Annotated in this window: 16 protein-coding genes; 8 read left to right on the top strand and 8 right to left on the bottom strand. The window is 65.8% G+C overall.

All coding sequences use genetic code 11. From position 1 onward, the window contains the following. Positions 1-96: 96 nt before the first annotated feature. The 7 genes from G6N50_RS28365 to G6N50_RS29940 all read left to right on the top strand — a co-directional run bounded on the left by G6N50_RS28365 (position 97) and on the right by G6N50_RS29940 (position 9,637). On the top strand, positions 97-1,560 hold the full coding sequence (locus G6N50_RS28365) for a hypothetical protein (RefSeq protein ID WP_179970199.1): 1,464 nt from the start codon (positions 97-99) through the stop codon (positions 1,558-1,560). Positions 1,561-1,602: 42 nt separating this feature from the next. Beyond that, positions 1,603-1,788 carry a hypothetical protein gene (locus tag G6N50_RS28360; RefSeq protein WP_067832101.1) on the top strand — a complete coding sequence of 62 codons (186 nt, stop codon included), beginning with the start codon at positions 1,603-1,605 and terminating at the stop codon, positions 1,786-1,788. Positions 1,789-1,862: 74 nt separating this feature from the next. Beyond that, positions 1,863-2,288, top strand: coding sequence for a hypothetical protein (locus tag G6N50_RS28355; protein ID WP_083092842.1), 426 nt, complete (start codon positions 1,863-1,865; stop codon positions 2,286-2,288). A 207-nt stretch (positions 2,289-2,495) separates the two neighbouring features. Further along, entirely contained in the window at positions 2,496-2,939 is a 444-nt protein-coding gene (locus tag G6N50_RS28350) for an MmpS family transport accessory protein (RefSeq protein WP_179970076.1), read from the top strand. Continuing rightward, positions 2,936-5,764, top strand: coding sequence for an MMPL/RND family transporter (locus tag G6N50_RS28345; protein WP_083092845.1), 2,829 nt, complete (start codon positions 2,936-2,938; stop codon positions 5,762-5,764). The genes G6N50_RS28350 and G6N50_RS28345 overlap by 4 nt, the downstream gene beginning before the upstream one ends. Positions 5,765-5,879: 115 nt before the next feature. Beyond that, complete coding sequence (locus G6N50_RS28340; protein ID WP_083092847.1) at positions 5,880-6,707, top strand: mycofactocin-coupled SDR family oxidoreductase; 828 nt, start codon at positions 5,880-5,882, stop codon at positions 6,705-6,707. 47 nt (positions 6,708-6,754) lie between these two features. Next, positions 6,755-9,637 (top strand): ATP-binding cassette domain-containing protein, encoded by a 2,883-nt coding sequence (locus tag G6N50_RS29940; protein WP_142275417.1) that lies wholly within the window; start codon positions 6,755-6,757, stop codon positions 9,635-9,637. Positions 9,638-9,649: 12 nt separating this feature from the next. Here G6N50_RS29940 and eno read toward each other — a convergent pair whose 3' ends face one another. Beyond that, the gene (eno, locus tag G6N50_RS28330) at positions 9,650-10,933 is read right to left on the bottom strand and encodes a phosphopyruvate hydratase (RefSeq protein WP_083092850.1); all 1,284 of its coding nucleotides are present in this window, start codon (positions 10,931-10,933) and stop codon (positions 9,650-9,652) included. Positions 10,934-11,058: 125 nt separating this feature from the next. Here eno and G6N50_RS28325 point away from each other — a divergent pair, with 125 nt between their 5' ends. After that, complete coding sequence (locus tag G6N50_RS28325; RefSeq protein ID WP_083092851.1) at positions 11,059-11,250, top strand: ferredoxin; 192 nt, start codon at positions 11,059-11,061, stop codon at positions 11,248-11,250. Between the two features lie 135 nt (positions 11,251-11,385). Here the strand turns inward: G6N50_RS28325 and G6N50_RS28320 are convergent, their stop codons facing one another. The 7 genes from G6N50_RS28320 to G6N50_RS28290 form a co-directional block, all read right to left on the bottom strand. Beyond that, positions 11,386-11,934, bottom strand: a complete 549-nt coding sequence (locus G6N50_RS28320; protein ID WP_083092853.1) for a carboxymuconolactone decarboxylase family protein — start codon at positions 11,932-11,934, stop codon at positions 11,386-11,388. 1 nt (position 11,935) lies between these two features. Next, on the bottom strand, positions 11,936-12,781 hold the full coding sequence (locus tag G6N50_RS28315; RefSeq protein ID WP_083092854.1) for a TauD/TfdA dioxygenase family protein: 846 nt from the start codon (positions 12,779-12,781) through the stop codon (positions 11,936-11,938). Positions 12,782-12,834: 53 nt separating this feature from the next. Further along, complete coding sequence (locus G6N50_RS28310; RefSeq protein ID WP_083092856.1) at positions 12,835-13,173, bottom strand: hypothetical protein; 339 nt, start codon at positions 13,171-13,173, stop codon at positions 12,835-12,837. Further along, positions 13,170-14,432, bottom strand: coding sequence for an aromatic ring-hydroxylating oxygenase subunit alpha (locus G6N50_RS28305; protein ID WP_083092858.1), 1,263 nt, complete (start codon positions 14,430-14,432; stop codon positions 13,170-13,172). The genes G6N50_RS28310 and G6N50_RS28305 overlap by 4 nt, the downstream gene beginning before the upstream one ends. Before the next feature lie 13 nt (positions 14,433-14,445). Continuing rightward, complete coding sequence (locus G6N50_RS28300; protein WP_083093118.1) at positions 14,446-15,189, bottom strand: SDR family NAD(P)-dependent oxidoreductase; 744 nt, start codon at positions 15,187-15,189, stop codon at positions 14,446-14,448. Positions 15,190-15,221: 32 nt separating this feature from the next. After that, positions 15,222-16,244, bottom strand: coding sequence for a ferredoxin--NADP reductase (locus tag G6N50_RS28295; protein ID WP_308204198.1), 1,023 nt, complete (start codon positions 16,242-16,244; stop codon positions 15,222-15,224). A 158-nt stretch (positions 16,245-16,402) separates the two neighbouring features. Further along, positions 16,403-16,855 carry a MarR family winged helix-turn-helix transcriptional regulator gene (locus G6N50_RS28290; protein ID WP_083092861.1) on the bottom strand — a complete coding sequence of 151 codons (453 nt, stop codon included), beginning with the start codon at positions 16,853-16,855 and terminating at the stop codon, positions 16,403-16,405. Positions 16,856-16,866 lie beyond the last annotated feature (11 nt).

The raw sequence follows: 16,866 nt of genomic DNA, 5'->3' as shown, positions 1-16,866 counted from the left end.
CGATCTCGTCGCAATTGGACGTTTTAGCGGTCCGCCGCAAGGATCGATACGACGACTCGTGGCAGGAGAGATGTGACTTTACGCTTCCGCAGGTTCATGCTGGCTGCGTTGGCCGTGACGCTGGCAATGCTGCTCGTTCCGTCCGCCTCGGCCGACACCTACACAGACCAGCTGGTGAACAGGTTCGACGCCGAGACGCATGTGGTGGTCGACCCGGGGGCCAGACCGCCGCTGCAGAACGCCGACAAGCTGAACCAGCAGATCCTCACCAGCTCGTGGACGTGGAGTTCGGGACCACCGGTCTGGGTGGCGGCGGTGTCGCCCGCGCAGAGCGGCGTGACCACAGCCGACGCCGTACACGACGCCATGCTGGGCCGCAACGCCGAATTCAGCGGGGTCATCCTGGTCATCGACTCGCGCGGCTACCACGTGCGCGCCTACAACGTGCCCAAGGCCATCGCGGACAACGTCGATCAATTCATGAACCAGTCGGCGAAAGATCACCGCAACGACCCCTACGCCGCGACGAGCGCCTTCGTCGGCAAGCTGGCGAACGCCACCGCGGCCTCCCGCGGTCCGGTGACCACATCTCCCGTCGCGCACGAAAAGCACGACGACTGGGCCTGGCTGAAGGTGGCGCTGGTCATTTTCGGCATCGCGCTGGCCATGGCCGGCCTGCTCTGGTTCGCCGTGCGCCGAAATCGTAAGCACCGCAAGGCCAACGAGGCGCGCGAGGAGATCAAGCAGGAGCTCATCGCGGCCACGTCGAATGTCGGCGACCTCGACAACGCGGTGCTGACCGATAGCAGCGCCGACGTCAGTGCCGAATCGCTGAAGGCCAACGCCGCCCTGTACGACGCCCGAAAGGCTTATGACAAGGGCGATTACGGGGCGGCGCGGGCGCATCTGCGGGTGGTGGACGCCACGGTCGCCAAGGCCAACCGCAAGCTCAACCCGCGGCAACCCGCGCCCGACGTGGCCGCAGTGACTTCGGTGCCGGCCGGTGATCGCAAGCAGGCCGCGGTGCGAACCGCGAACCCCGACACCGGTGAGTCGGTGACGATCAACAACAACAACTACAGCACCACTGCGCAGCCGGGCTACCCGTACTACTACAACGGCGGATACCACAACGGAATGTTCTTCTACCCCGGCTATTACCCGTACGCGTTCTGGGGTCCGGGCTGGACGTGGGCGCTGGCCGATGTGCTGCTGATGGATGCGCTGCTGGACGACCACTGGGGCGGCAGCTACGACCGCGGCTTCGAGGCCGGCCGCGATTCCGCCTTCGCAGATGCCAACAGCTACGGCTACGACGCCGGACAGGGCACCGGTTACGACAGCCCGCCGGCCGATGTGGGGTTCGCCGGCGAGCACTCGGGTGGCGCTGACGTCGGATTCGCCGGCGGCGACGCCTCATACTCCGGCGGGGGCGACGTCGGCTTTGGCGGCGGTTGGGACTCCAGCGGCTCCGATTTCGGCGGCGGCTCGGATTTCGGCGGCGGCTCGGATTTCGGCGGCGGTGGGTCCGATTCCGGCGGCGGCGACTTCGGGTTTTGACGTCTTGCGACGCCACGCCGATCGAGAAGTTAGGTTCCTTCAATGAGTACAGACAAGATCAATCGCGCCATCCTGCTCGTGATGGTGGTGATCGGAGCGGTCGCCTACGGCTTGCTGTACAGCCACGCGTCAATCGTCTTCAAGCTGCTGGTGCCGCTCGGCCTGATCGTCTTGCTCGGGTTGATCGTCCGCGATGTGATCAAGGGCCAGGACTCCGGAAAGCACTGAAGCCCGGTCGCAATCCTTGCGGTAGCGTTCTGCGCGAGCCTTCGGTAATCCCCACGGCAGAGCAAGGACTGGATATGAGTTTGTACTTATATGGCCTGCTGACCCTACTGAGCCTTGCGCTGGCGTTGATGCTGGCCGCCGTCGCAGCCGTGTACGTAAATCGTTTGGAGCGCCGAACGACTGCTCCGATCAGCGAGGGTATCGGGAGCGCCAAAGCGGTCGTGCATAAGGTGCGCAAACGCGAACCGATGTCACAGGAGGAGTTGGCCTACGCGAAGCAAGTCGTCGCCGACCGTGGTTCGTTGATGACCCTTTGCATTCCCGGCGCTCTGTTCATGTTGGGCTGCTTCTTCGTCTTCGGCAGCCTCTACCACTTACATGGAGCGACGCCTTCCGAGCGGACATTCCTCGGGGTGATCCCAATGTTGACCTCGACGAACCTGGCCATTCAGATTCGCCGTAGCGCACGGTTGAAGCGGCAGCTGAAGAAGGTGTCCTGAGGGGCGATGAGACGGGGCATCCGGTGCGGTCACCGGCGGCCGGTTAGGCCGGCGGGCCCCTTCCGGTCGCCCTCGGTTTGCGATGTTCCTGGTCTTTGCACGATCATATGGCCATTGGGCACATGACCGTCTACTATTTGACGGGCACGGGGGCAAGAGCGGGGGGCAAAGACAGGATGTCCGGACCGGGTCGCGAGAGGTAATCGAATGAGCCCTCGTTCAGTCGGGCGGACGGTCCTGGCGCGAATCTGGATGCCGCTGGTCGCCGTCGTCGCGGTCGGCGTGGGCCTGCTGTGCATGTACAAGGTGCATCAGTTCTCCGAACCGGAGCCGGTCATCACCGTCAATGGCCCGCAGGCCCCCGAGGAGTTCAACATCAAACGGATCACCTACGAGGTGTTCGGCTCCGCCGGGCAAGGCGGGAAACTCGTGTACGTCGACATCGACGGCCACCCGCATCAGGTGGATATCACGACGCTGCCGTGGTCCCACACGGAGACCACTACGCTCACGGTGGCGTCCGGCAGCATCTCGGTGCACGTCCATGGCGGTCAGGTGGGTTGCCGGATGCTGGTGGACGGGGTGATCCGCGACGAACAGACGGGTGACCATCAGGACGCCGACGTCCAGTGCAGGGTGAAGTCGGCATGACCGAACACCGCCTCGACGAGCCCCGGGTCAAACGTCCCCTCATCCCAAAGATGGTCCGCGCGCTGGCGATACCGATCATCTTTTTCTGGGGCCTCCTCGCGGTCACCACGAATACCTTTATGCCCCAAGTGGAACGGGTCGCGGAAGAGCTCGCCGGGCCAATGGTCCCGCACTACGCGCCCTCGCAACGCGCGCTGCTGCACATCGGCGAAAAGTTTCACGAATCCAACTCGACCAACTTGACCATGGTGGTGTTTGAGGCGAACCGGAAGCTGGGAGACCAGGACCACCGGTACTACGACGATTTGATGCGCCGCCTCCAGAACGACACCAAGCACGTGCAATACGTGATGGATCTGTGGGGCAAACCGTTCACCGCGGCGGGGGCGCAAAGCGTCGATGGCAAGTGCACTTACGTGCTGTTGCGTCTCGCCGGTGACATCGGCCAGATTGAAGCCAACCAGTCCGTCGACGCCGTCCGCGACGTCATCAAGAAGGACACGCCACCACCCGGGCTCAAGGTGTATGTCAGCGGCGCGGCTCCGCTGGCCTCCGACACGTTGAGCATCGCGAATGCGAGCCTGAACAACGTCACGATCGTCACGATCTGCCTCATCGTCGTGATGCTGCTGCTGGTATACCGGACCCCCTCGACGCTGCTGGTGCCCTTGCTCGGCGTCCTCATCGAAATGCTTGTCGCCAAGGGCGTTGTCTCGACCCTGGGGCATTACGGGTACATCGAACTGTCGTCGTTCGCGGTGAACATCGTCATCGCGCTGACCCTCGGGGCGGGGACGGACTACGGCATTTTCTTGATGGGCCGATATCACGAGGCGCGACAGGCCGGCGAAAGCCGGGAGGACAGTTTCTACATCGCCTACAAGGGCGTGGCGCCCATCATCATTGGGTCTGGGCTGACGATCGCCGGCGCGTGCTACTGCTTGACATTCGCGCGGCTGAACTACTTCCACACCATGGGGCCGGCCGTGGCGATCACCATGTTGTTCACCATCGCGGCGGCCATGACGTTGGGCCCGGCGGTGTTGACCGTCGGCAGCCTCTTCGGGATGTTCGACCCGAGGACCAACGTGCACGGGCGTCTGTACCGGCGGATCGGGGCGAGCGTGGTGCGCTGGCCGGTGCCGATTTTGGTGGCCAGTTCCGCCGTCGTCATGCTCGGGGCGATCTTCGTGCCGAGCTACCGGCAGAACTACGACGACAGGCAATACCAACCGGCCAGTGCGCCAGCTAATTTGGGTTTTCAGGCCGCCGACCGGCACTTCCCCAAGAGCAAGCTGTTCTCCGAGATGCTGATGGTCGAGACCGACCACGACATGCGCAACTCGGCCGACTTCATCTCGCTGGACCGGGTCGCCAGGGCGCTGATCCGCCTGCACGGTGTGGCGATGGTGCAGGGGATGACGCGGCCGCTGGGCCGGGCGCTCGAGCACGCCAGCATTCCCTATCTGTTCACCACGCAGGGTAGCGGCAATGGTCAACAACTCCCGTTCAACAGGGAGCAGAACTCCAACACCGATGCGCAGGCCGAGATCCAGGCGCACTCGGTCGCGGTCCTGCGCAAGGAGATCGGCTTCTTCCAGAAGGTGTCCGACGAGCTGCACCAGACGGTGCTCACCGTTGAGGACCTGGAACGGGTCAGCCAAGAGATGAACGAGGAAGTCTCGAACCTCGACGATTTCTTCCGCCCGATCAAGAGCTACTTCTATTGGGAGAAGCACTGTTTCGACATCCCCATCTGCTGGGCGTTCCGATCACTGTGGGACACGATCGACCACATCGACCACCTCGCCGAGGACATCACGAAAGCCAGAATCTCGCTCGCGGAGGTGGATCAAGCTTTCCCGCAGATCATCGCCCAGCTCAAGGCTACCGCCGACGACACCGAAGCCCTGCAGTCGAAGTTGGTCAACAGTTACGGGTCGGCGGATCTGCAGTCCATTCAGACCGAGCAGACATTCGATGATTCGATCAACGTCGGCAACGACTTCGACAAGTCCCGCAGCGACGACTTCTTCTACATCCCGCACGAGGCCTTCGACAATGAAGACCTCAAGGCGGGCATGAAGCTGATGATGTCGCCGGACGGCAAGGCGGCCCGCTTCATCGTCACCCACGAGGGCGACGCGATGGGCCCCGAAGGGGTGGAACATGTCGAACAGTTCCCCGACGCGATCAAGACGATCCTGAAAGAGACGTCGCTGGCCGGCGCCCGGGTCTACATCGGCGGTTCGGGGTCCAACGACAAAGACATCAAGCAATACGCAGTGTCGGATCTGCTGATCGCGGCGATCGCGGCCTTCGTGCTGATCTTCTTGATCATGTTGTTCATCACGCGAAGTCTGGTGGCGGCGTTGGTGATTCCGGGCACCGTGGCCTTCTCCTACGCCGGGGCGTTCGGCCTTTCCATCCTGTTCTGGCAGCACCTCGTCGGCCTGCACCTGCATTGGCTCGTCCTACCGCTGACGTTCATCATCCTGGTGGCCGTCGGGTCGGACTACAACCTGCTGCTGATCAACCGGGTCAAAGAGGAACTGCACGGCGGGATTCACACCGGTCTCATCCGCGCGCTCGGCAGCACCGGCGGCGTGGTGACGTCGGCGGGTCTGGTGTTTGCTTTCACCATGCTGGCCATGCTCACCAGCGATCTGAGAACGATCGGCCAGGTGGGTTCCACCGTGTGCATCGGCCTGCTGCTCGACACGCTGATCGTGCGGTCGTTCGTCGTGCCGTCCATCCTGCGGATCCTGGGGCCGTGGTTCTGGTGGCCGACGCTGGTGCGTCCCCGCCCGCTGCCGCAGCGCTAGCCCGCATGTGACGAATCGTTGACCAGATCGAACACATCTCGCTAGTGTCCGACTACGACTTCTTCCGGGCCGCCGCATCCACCACCGCGACCCCGATGCGGGAGGCCCAGATCGTATGAGCGACAACGACACACCCCTGGCCGGACGGGTCGCGTTCGTCACCGGTGCCGCGCGCGGACAAGGCCGTTCGCATTGCGTGCGGCTGGCCCGAGCCGGGGCCGACATCGTCGCCATCGACGCGTGCGGCCCGGTGGCGGTGAATAACGGCTACCCGGCCTCGACGCCGGAGGACCTGGCTGAAACGACGAGCCTGGTGGAAAGCGAAGGCCGCAAGATGCTGGCGGCGCAGGTCGATGTCCGCGACGCCGCGGGGCAACAGCGGGTCGTCGACGAAGCCATCACCCAGTTCGGCCGCCTGGACATCGTCGTCGCCAACGCCGGCGTGCTGAATTGGGGCCGGCTGTGGGAGATTTCGGCTCAGCAATGGCAAGACGTCCTCGACACCAACCTGACCGGCGTCTGGAACACCATCAAAGCCACTGTGCCCGAGATGATTCAGGCGGGTAACGGCGGCTCGATCATCACCATCAGCTCCGCCGCCGGCGTGAAGGCCGTACCGGGTTGCGGTCATTACTGCGCCAGTAAGTTCGGCGTGGTCGGGCTGACGAACTCGCTGGCGGTGGAACTCGGCGGATATGGCATCCGGGTCAACTCGGTACACCCGTACGGCACCGACACCCCGATGGGCAACGACCCCTCGATGTGGCAACTGTTCGCCGACAACCAGACCTACATTCACAGCTTCTCCCCCGGCGCACTACCCACCGACTCACTCGCCGATCCGAACCTGGTTTCCGACATCGTTCTCTGGCTCGCCAGCGACGCGTCCTCGCTCGTGACGGCGGCGCAAATTCCCGCCGACAAGGGCTACCTGAAGATCTGATAAGAGAGCCAAAGGGCGCCGCCGCCGACGACGGGCATAATCGTGGCGTGAAGGGGCCCGGCGCTGCGAAGCCGAAAACGCGGGCTGGATCGCTGCGACCCGGCGAGCTGGCGCAGGCATCGGTGATGGGCGCCCTGTGTGCGGCGATCGCCATCATCGCGGTCGTCCTTCCGCACGGTGGCGGGCTGGGCCTGCTCGGCAGCGTGCCGACCGGGCTACTGGCCTACCGGTACCGGATCCGCGTGCTGATCGCGGGGACGGTCGCCGCCGGCGTGATCGGCTTCCTGGTCGTGGGCCTGAGCGGTGTGTGGGCGATAGCACTCTGCGCCTACGTCGGAGGGCTGGCCGGAACCGTCAAACGCCACCGCCGCGGCACACCCACCGTCATCGCGGTGTCCTTTGGCGCGGCCGTCGTCGTCGGCGCCGGGATGGTCGTCGCGCTGACAGTCCTGACCCGGTTCCGGCAGCTGGCCTTTCACACCGCTGCCGCCACCGTGGACGGCGCCTCGACGGTCGTGTCGCGGGTGCCCCCGCTGCGCGCCCCAGCGCAGCAGTTCAAGGAGTTCTTCGCCGAGGCGCTGCACTACTGGCAATGGCTCGTCCTCGGGTACTCCGTCTTCGTCATCGTGGGCGCCTCGCTGGCCGGTTGGTGGGCGTTGTCACGGGTGCTGGAGCGATTACGCGGGGTTCCCGATGTGCACAAGCTGGACGCGCCGGCCCGTAACGGCCCGGTCCGGCCGGTCCCGGTACGACTGGACCAGGTGCGCCTGCGCTACCTGCACGCCGACCACGACGCGCTGCACGCGACGAGCCTGGACGTGTGCACTGGCGAACACATCGCGGTCACCGGCGCCAACGGTTCCGGAAAAACCACGCTGATGCTGATCCTGGCCGGCCGCGAACCGACATCGGGCACCGTCGACCGTCCCGGGGCGGTGGGGCTCGGTGAACTCGGTGGGACCGCGGTCATCATGCAGCACCCCGAGAGCCAGGTGCTGGGCACTCGGGTCGCCGACGACGTGGTCTGGGGTCTGCCGCCCGGCAAGACCACCGACATTCCCCGGCTGCTCGGCGAGGTTGGGCTGGCCGCACTGGCCGACCGCGACACCGGCAGCCTGTCCGGCGGAGAACTGCAGCGGCTGGCCGTGGCCGCGGCGCTGGCGCGCGAGCCGGCGCTGCTGATCGCCGACGAGGTCACCAGCATGGTCGACCGGCAGGGCCGGGAGAAGCTGCTCGGCGTGCTGTCCGGCCTGACCGAACGCCACCAGACCGCGCTGGTGCACATCACCCACTACAACGACGAGGCCGAATACGCCGACCGCGCGATCAATCTCGGCGAGGCGTCGGTCGACACCGATCTGGTGCGAAGCGCGACCGCACCGGCGCCGACGGTGGCGACCGGCCACGCCTCCGATGCGCCGGTGCTCGAACTCGTCCGCGTCGGGCACGAATACGCCGGTGGCACCCCCTGGGCACAGACCGCGCTGCGCGATGTCAGCTTCGCGGTGCACGAGGGCGACGGGCTGTTGATCCACGGTGGCAACGGTTCCGGCAAGTCGACGCTGGCGTGGATCATGGCCGGATTGACCGCGCCTTCGAGCGGCGCCTGCCTGCTCGACGGGCGCCCGATCGCTGAGCAGGTCGGAGCGGTCGCGCTCCAATTCCAGGCGGCCCGGCTGCAATTGATGCGCAGCCGGGTCGACCTGGAAGTGGCATCGGCGGGCGGGTTTTCACCCGCCGATCACGCCCGCGTGACCGCGGCGCTGGCTGCGGTCGGCCTGGATGCCGGGCTGGCGAAGCGGCGCATCGACCAGCTCAGCGGTGGCCAAATGCGTCGCGTAGTGCTGGCCGGACTGCTGGCGCGGTCGCCGCGGGTGTTGATCCTCGACGAGCCGCTGGCGGGGCTGGATGCCGCCAGCCAGCGCGGCCTCGTCCAGCTGCTGGCCCGGCGGCGGCGTGACGACGGCCTGACCGTGGTGGTCATTTCGCACGACTTCGCCGGGCTTGCGGAACTGTGCCCGCGCACCCTGCACCTGCGTGACGGTTCGCTGGAGCCGGTACCCGCTGCGGCGCAAGGCAATCCGGAGCCTGCCGGCGCTCCGGCGAAGGGGGCGTCCGGCCGTCGGCGTCCGGTCGTGCTGCTGCGGCCCGTCCCGGGCAGTTCCCCCATACACGAGCTGTGGGCCGGAACCAAACTGTCTGTCGTGTTCGGCATTTCGTTGCTGTTGACGTTCTTCCCGGGATGGGTGGCGATCGGACTTACGGCCGCGCTGGCGGCGGCAGGAATCCGGCTCGCGCGGATTCCCCGGGGTGTGCTGCCGTCGTTGCCGCGCTGGATGTGGATCGTGCTGGCGATCGTCGGTGTCAACGCGGCATTGGCCGGCGGGAGTCCCAGGGTCCAGCTGGGCACCGTGACGCTCGGCTTCGGCGGCCTGCTGGACTTTCTCCGCCTCACCGCGCTGTCGGTGGTGCTGCTCGCCCTCGGCGCCCTGGTGTCATGGACCACGAATGTCGCCCAAATTGCCCCGGCGGTAGCCACTTTGGGCCGCTTCCTGCGACCCCTGCGGATCCCGGTCGACGACTGGGCGGCCGCATTGGCGCTCGCGCTGCGCACCTTCCCGATGCTCATCGACGAATTCCGGGTGCTCTTCGCCGCTCGCCGATTGCGGCCCAAGCCGCCGCCGCGGACGCGCTGGGCGCGTGTGCGGCGCCCAGCGGCCGACGTGATCGACGTGGTCGTCGCGGTCATCACCGTGACCCTGCGGCGCGCCGACGAGATGGGCGATGCGATCACCGCCCGCGGCGGCATCGGACAGATCTCGGCGATCCCGTCTCGGCCGAAACCGGCCGATTGGCTGGCGCTTTCGATCGTCTTGGCGGTGTGTGGCGCCGCCTTGGCGGCCGAGCTCGCGTTGGTCGCCGGCCACTGAGTAGGAACGCGCTCAGAACTTCGCCAGTGCGGGCACGTCCGCCAGCGCACAGTCCGGGATGCGTTCGGCCGCGCGCAGCAGGAAGTTGAGTTTCGCGATGCGCTCGCCCGACCGCGGTGCGCCGTTCTTCTGAAACGGCGCTCCCAGGCCCACCGCCAGGTCCATCACCACATCGTCGATGACGCCGCCCGAGCGGCCCGACGGGATCGCTAAAACGGCGTTCCGCATGGCATATTCGAAGCAGTCCAGCGCTTCGGCGATGGTTCCGACCTGGTTGGGTTTCAGGATGAAGCCGTCGACCGCGGACGCCTCGACGGCGCGCTGCAAGCGGGCGCGGTTGGTGACGATCAGGTCGTCTCCCAGGATGATGGAACGGTTCACCGCCTGCACCGCCTTGGCGAACCCGGCCCAGTCATCCCCGTCCAGCAGGTCTTCGACGAACAGCATCGGGAACTCACCACAGAGGCCCCGAACATAGTCGATCATCGCCTCCGCGGTCACCCGCGTACCGTTGAATGCGTATGTGGCAGAGCCGTTGTCGTAGACCTCACTCGACGCGCAGTCCAGTGCGAACGCCATGATGTCGGCGCAGCCGGCGCGCCCGACGGCCTCGGCCAGCACCTCCATGACGACACGCGGGTCGCTGGACGGCGCGATGTATCCGTACGACGACGCCAGCATCGGTGCGCGGCCGAGCCGTTCGGCGAGCACCTCGCCGAGCGTCTCGAACAAACTCACGCCCTTTTCGACCGCGGATTCGATCGAGTCCGCGGCGTACGGCACGACGAGGAACTCGCTGAACGTCTGACAGACGTCGCCGTAGTGACCACCGTTGATCATGTTGAAGCTGGGCACCGGGACGGTGGTCGGTGGTTTCAGGCCGAGCAATGCGCCGACGTAGGTGTACGTGGGTGTGCCCGCCGCGGCGGCCGCCGCACGCAGCAGCGCGACCGACGTGGAATAGATCGCGTTACCGCCGAGGCGGTGCTTGTCCGGCGTACCGTCGAGTTCGATCATGACCCGGTCCAGGGACCGCGGATCGTCGAACTCCGCGCCGATGAGAACCGGCGCGATCTCGTCGGTCACCGCCGCGATCGCGCGGTGGACGCTCAGGCCGTTGTATTGGCTTCGATCCCCATCCCGCAGCACGAACGCCTCGTGAGAACCCACCGAACAGCCGGTCGGCGACGCGCCGCGGCCCACATAGCCGGTATCCGTAGTGATTTCGACCTCGAGCAGGGGCCGGGCTTTGCAGTCCAGCAGTTGGCGGGCGATGACGGATGCGATCTTCATCATCGACCTCCCGGACCCAGAAGCTCAGCGTAAGACCGCGCCACTGAAAGGTCACTGAGAGGCGGCATACTAGGATTTACACAAGCCCCGATTGTGAAAACTTTGTGCGGGATCAAAGGAGGATCGTCATGCGGCCGGTAGTGAACCTTGATCGCTGTGAAGGCAATGCCTACTGCGTGAACATCGCGCCGAATGTTTTCCGGCTTGACGATGACGACTATGCGGTGGTCACCGCCGATCCGGTCCCCGCCGAGCAGGAGGCGCTGGTCGAGCGGGCCATCGCCGAGTGCCCGCGCGCCGCCCTGTCCCGCGAGGACTAGCGCGCGGAGTCACACCGGCACCACGTAGCGGCCATGCGGTGACTCGCAGATGCGCTAGCGCGGACGCTAGCGCTTTCGAGATTCACCGAGTGGTCGGACACCGGGGTGCCGGGCGTCGGCAACACGGCAGGCGGTCTACTCGTGCTCTTCCTGGACGCCGAAGGTGTTGACCGCCAAAGCCAGCAAGAGGTAGCCGCCGATCGTGAACGTCAGGTCCATGCATTGCTGGTGCGTGAACAGTTCGCCCAGTCGATCCCAGGTCGCCTGGCTGATCGTGCTGTCACCGGTGAGATCGTCGACGGCCTGGATCACGGCCTGGTCGGTCGGGTCGGCGCAGCACCCGGACCGGATGTCGACGATTTCGGACTCGGTAAGGCCGGCGCGCAAAGCGATCGGAATGTGGTGCGACCACAGGTAGCCGCAATTGCTGCGGTGCACCACGCGCAGCAGCGCGACTTCCCGCACCCGGGGTGACAGCGTCGACCGGGTGAGCAGGTACGCGTTGAACGGCAGATAGGCCGCGGTCAGGTCGGGGTGGCGCACCAGGGTCGACAAAACATTGCCCGCACCAACGGGCTTCGCCCGATCGGGCGGGAGCAGCGACGCCAGCGCCGCGCGGGCGCTCTCGCCCCACTCGGCGGCGGGCAACGGTGTCAGACGCAGCGGATGGTGGTCGGCGGTCATGCTATTGGATCGGCTCGTCGCCCAGCACGGTGGTGCGCAACATTTCGCGTCGCGAGTCCGGGTCGTACGGGGCGGCGCGGTGCAGCACCCCGCGGTTGTCCCAGATGACGGTGTCGCCGATCGACCAGCTGTGGCTGTAGACCTTGTCGGGCACCGTAGCGCGCTCGAGAAGCTCGTTCAGCAGGGCGCGTCCCTCATCGAGATCCATGCCGACGATGTAATCCGCGGAGGCACCCAGCACCAGCGATTTGCGGCCGCTGCGGTGTGTCCACACCAGAGGGTGTTCGTGGGTACGCCGGGATCGCCAGCGCTGCACCTGTTCCGGCGAGGGGTCGGGGTAGACGCGGCGCTGGGAGGCCTCCAGCGAGTGCACCACCCGCAGTGCACCGAATCGCTCTTTCTCCTCGTCGGTCAGGGCATCGTAGGCGGCGTACGAGTTCGCGAATTCGGTTTCGCCGCCCCATTCGGCGACCTGGACCGCCGACAACACGGTGGCCTTCTGCGGACATTCGTCACCCAGCGGTGTACAGCCGTCGATGTGCCAGTCGAAGGTGGCCTTCAGGTAGGCGGCCGACGCGTTCTTGGACTTGTCCAGGGTGATCGGGTAGATGCCGGCCACCGGGTGGTGGCCGTCGGAGGAATGGTCGATCTCGCCGAGGCGACGGCAGAAGCCGACCTGGGCTGCCGGGTCGAGCTGCAACCCACGAAAGACCAGAACTCCGTTGTCTTCCAACGCATCCAGCACCGCGGATCCGACCGAGTCGTCGCTCGCCAGTGCGCTCGGCTCCAGGCCCGCGACCTCGGCGCCGACAGACTCGGTTAGCTTGGTGATGGTGAGCAGACCCATGGTCGCTCCTTTCGAGGAAAAGGATCTATGGCGCGCCGCGGCGGGCGTGCAGGTCAGGGCACCGGTCCGCCTGTGCGGACCATCACCGCGTCGGCGGCATCGACGGGGGCGGGTTGATGCATGATCTCCACCGCCATGGCGACCATGATCAGCGAATAGATCATGTGCAGCAGGTTCAGTGCGTCGTCGGGCACATTGTCGAGGGGGAACTTGTCGCAGTAGTCAATCGCCTCTTCGAGGCGGGGGAAGAATGCGTCGTAGAAGTCTCGCAGTTCGGGCATCGACGCGTTGACCCGTGCGTTCCAGCGTTCGGTTTCGGTTGCCAGGCACCAGGTTTGGGCGTAGTCCTCCACCTCGGCGAACGCGCTGGGCAGCATGGGATCCATGGTCACACCCCTACCGAATCCCGTTCGCGGCGATAGGCTTCGACCCAGTCGACGGCGACCTTGTGCAGATGGCGCACCAGAATCTCCTGGTCGTTGAGGGGAAACTCGTCGACGATGCCGTACTCCAGCGCCGCCTGCGTCCCGCCGAGCATCCCGGCGTCTTGCAGCGCAAACTCTTTCAACACCACCGAGGCGACTTCATGCTCGATGCGCTCCCGGACGGTGCGCGCCGGGTGGAAGTAGGTGTACGCCTCGAATCGGTGCGTGTTGTGCGAGGTGGGCCAGTACCGGTACAGCAGATACCACCCGCCGTAGATCAGGATCTCGATGTTCGGGAAGATCTGGAAATTGCTGATGCCCCATGGCTCGATCCCCCCGGGATTGAGTCCGGGCGGCAGTTCGCCGATGTCGGGGGTTTGCCACGGTCCCACCAGGCCGCTGCGGGTGGCCCGCTCGATCGGATACATGTATTCCGGTGGCAGCAGCCAGCGGCGCCGCCCGGCCGTCGAGACCAACCGGTGCGGGCCGTCGAGTTGGAAATGCCCGCAAGTGAATCCGGCGTTGGCCTCGCGCACCTCGGCGGGCACCTGCTGTGAGTGCAGCGAGGGCACGTGATAGTACTCCTGGAAGGCGTCGGCGAAGATCTTCCAGTTGCTGTTGTTGTGGGCCACCCAGTCATACCGTTCGGTCAGCTTGCCGAACGGGTAATCGTCGAGCCCGGTGATCATCGGGCCCAGGAACTCGCGCAGGCTCTGGCGCGGCTCGGTGTCGAAGTTGATGAAGACGAAGCCGTTCCACACATCGCAGTGCACCGGACGCAACCCATACTGCGCGAGATCGAGGGCGAAGAACTCCGACTCCTGCTGGACAAATTTCAGCTCACCCTGCAGGTCGTAGCGCCAGCCGTGGTACTTGCAGGTGAACTGCCGGCACGTCCCGCGGGTCTCCTCGCCGGGAAAGTCGTTCCACACCAATTTGTTTCCGCGATGACGGCACACGTTGTAGAACGCACGGATGCGCTCGTCCTTGCCCTTGACCAGGATCACCGAAGCGCCGACGACTTCGATCTCTTTGGTCAGGTAGCTGCCGACACGCGGAAACTCCTCCACCCGGGCGACGTTGAGCCACGCCCGTTTGAAGATCGCCTCCCGCTCGAGTTCATAGAACTCCCGAGACGTCGAGTCCCGGAACGACACGGGGCCCGTTCCCAATTCGGGATAGTGCTCGGTCCAGGAGCCCTCTGGTGGCCTGCCTGCTCTCGTCATCGAATCCTCACTATCACATCACCGCTCCGCCGTTGACGCCCAAGACCTGGCCGGTGATGTACCTTGCTTCTTCCGAACATAAAAACCCCACGGCCGCAGCGATATCGGCCCCGGTGCCCAAATAGCCCAACGGGATACTGCTGGCGATCTGCTCGTTGGACGGCAGGTACCCGGCCGCCTGACCCTGGTGCTGCATCGGGGTCTCGATGCCCGAGGGCGGAATGTTGTTCACCGTGATCCCGTGCACGGCGTACTCCCGGGCCAGCGACTTGGTCAGGGTGATCACCCCCCCTTTGGACGCCGCATAGTGGGCGGCGAATGGGGAACCGCGCTGGGCGCTCGACGACGAGATCATCACGATCCTCCCCCAGTGCGCGTCCACCATGTCCGGCAGCGCCACCTGGCAACAGTGAAAGGTGCCGGTGAGATTGACGTCGATGATCCGCGACCAGGTTTCGGTGGTGATCTCCGCGAAGGGCGAAAAGTCGAACATGCCGGCGCTGGTCACCAAAACCGTCACCGGGCCCAGCTCGCTGCGCACCTTCGCGAAGGCCTGCTCGACGCCGGGCCGATCGGTGACGTCGGCACCCACCCCGAGCGAGGTCACGCCGGTGGCGCGCAGGTCGTCGGTGACGCGTTGCGCGGCATGCTCATTGACATCGAGGACCGCGACTTTGAGTCCGCGCCGGCCGAGTTCATGGCAGGTCGCCTCGCCCATGCCGGAGGCACCCCCGGTCACCACCGCCACCCTGGTCATCGATTCCGCTCCACCCTCGACCGCCTTCTCGCTCACTCGTAGACCACCCGCACCGTGGGACTGGTCGGCAGCGCCTGACACGTCAACACCCAACCGTCGTCGACCTCGTCCGGCTCCAGCGCGTCGTTGTTGATCATCCGGGCGCTGCCCTGCGTCAGGCGGGCCATACACGTTCCGCAGGAACCGATCTCACACGAGGACGGCGCCCGCAGGCCGGCCATCCGGGCCGTCTGCAGCAGGGTGTTGCCCGAATCGTACGGCGCCGTAGTGGTAACTCCGTCCAGCACGATGGTGACCTCGTCGGTGACCACTGCGGCCTCCGGCGGCGCCGCGGCCGCGATGTCGTTGACGTCGAAGTGCTCCACGTGCACCCGATCGGCCGGCATGCCCGCCGCGGACAGGGCCGTCCGCACGGTCTCCATGAATTCGTTTGGCCCGCAGATGTAAACGTCGGCGTCTCCGGCGTCATGGATGAACGCCTCGATGTCCGCCGGGGTGACGAAGCCGCTGTTGTCGTCGAGATGGTGGTGCAGGACGAAGCGATGGGCGTGCCGGGTAGCCAGCGACGCCAGCGCCTCATCGAAGATCACCGCGTCACGGCTTCGGTTGGCGTAGAACAACCGCGCGGGGCGCTTGCCGCTTGTCAGCGCCGTGCGCAGCAGCGAGAACACCGGCGTGATGCCGCTTCCGCCGGCGAACGCGATCAGCTCCCGGTCGCCGTCGCGCAGCACGAAGCGACCCTGCGGCGGCAGGGCGGGCAGCTGATCGCCCGGCGCGGCCGTGTCGTTGAGCCAGTTCGACACCACCCCGTTGCGGTCGCGCTTGACGGTGATCTGCAGATCTTCGCCGACGGCGGGTGAGGACGACATCGAGTAACAGCGTCGATGCTCGCGTCCCTCGACACTGACCAGCAGCGTCAGAAACTGCCCGGCTTGGTAGCCGAACTGTTGCTCGCCGCTCTGCGGGACATCGAGGACGATCGACACGGCGTCGCGGGTTTCGGGAATCACGCGCTTGATCCGCAGTGGCACAAAGCCATCCGGCAACGCGGTGATGTCGACACCGCCGGCGCCGGTCGCCGTCGCCGAACCGACGTTCGCTGTCGTGCGAATCTCACCCATCCCGGCCAGAGTATCAACTACTTGCGATTGGTCTCAAGTACTGGATGCAGGCGCCGCGCATCGATGCCTGCGCGACGACGCTCCGCGGGTGGTCAGCCCTCGACGTGATCGTCGAACAGCTCATGGCCGGTGCCCTTTTCGACTACGCGGCCCAGCAATTCACGCAGGGTCCGCTGCTCCTGCTCGGTCAGCACACCGAACACCTCCTGGTGTGCGGCGATCGCGTCATTGACCACCGTTTCGGCGACCTTGCGGCCCTCCCCGGTCAGGTAGGCCCGCAGGATGCGCGCATGCTGAGGGTCCTGTTTCCTTTCCACCAGGCCGCGGCGCTCCAGGGCGGTCAGCGCGAGCTGGACGCCTTGCGGGCTGATCAGCAGGCGTCGCGCCAATTCGGCCCCGGACAAGCCGGGTTCGTTGGCCAATTGGCGCAGCACACCGATCTGGGCGGTGCTCACGCCGTGTTCGCGCATCGCCTCGTTGATGGTGGTCAGCGAGTAGTAGAAGGCTTGCTTGAGCAACCACAGGATGTTGTCGGTGAGTTCCATACCCGCCTCCG

The sequence above is a fragment of the Mycobacterium mantenii genome, assembly GCF_010731775.1.
In the GTDB taxonomy this organism is placed as follows: domain Bacteria; phylum Actinomycetota; class Actinomycetes; order Mycobacteriales; family Mycobacteriaceae; genus Mycobacterium; species Mycobacterium mantenii.
This window is presented reverse-complemented; position numbering and strand designations above follow the sequence as displayed.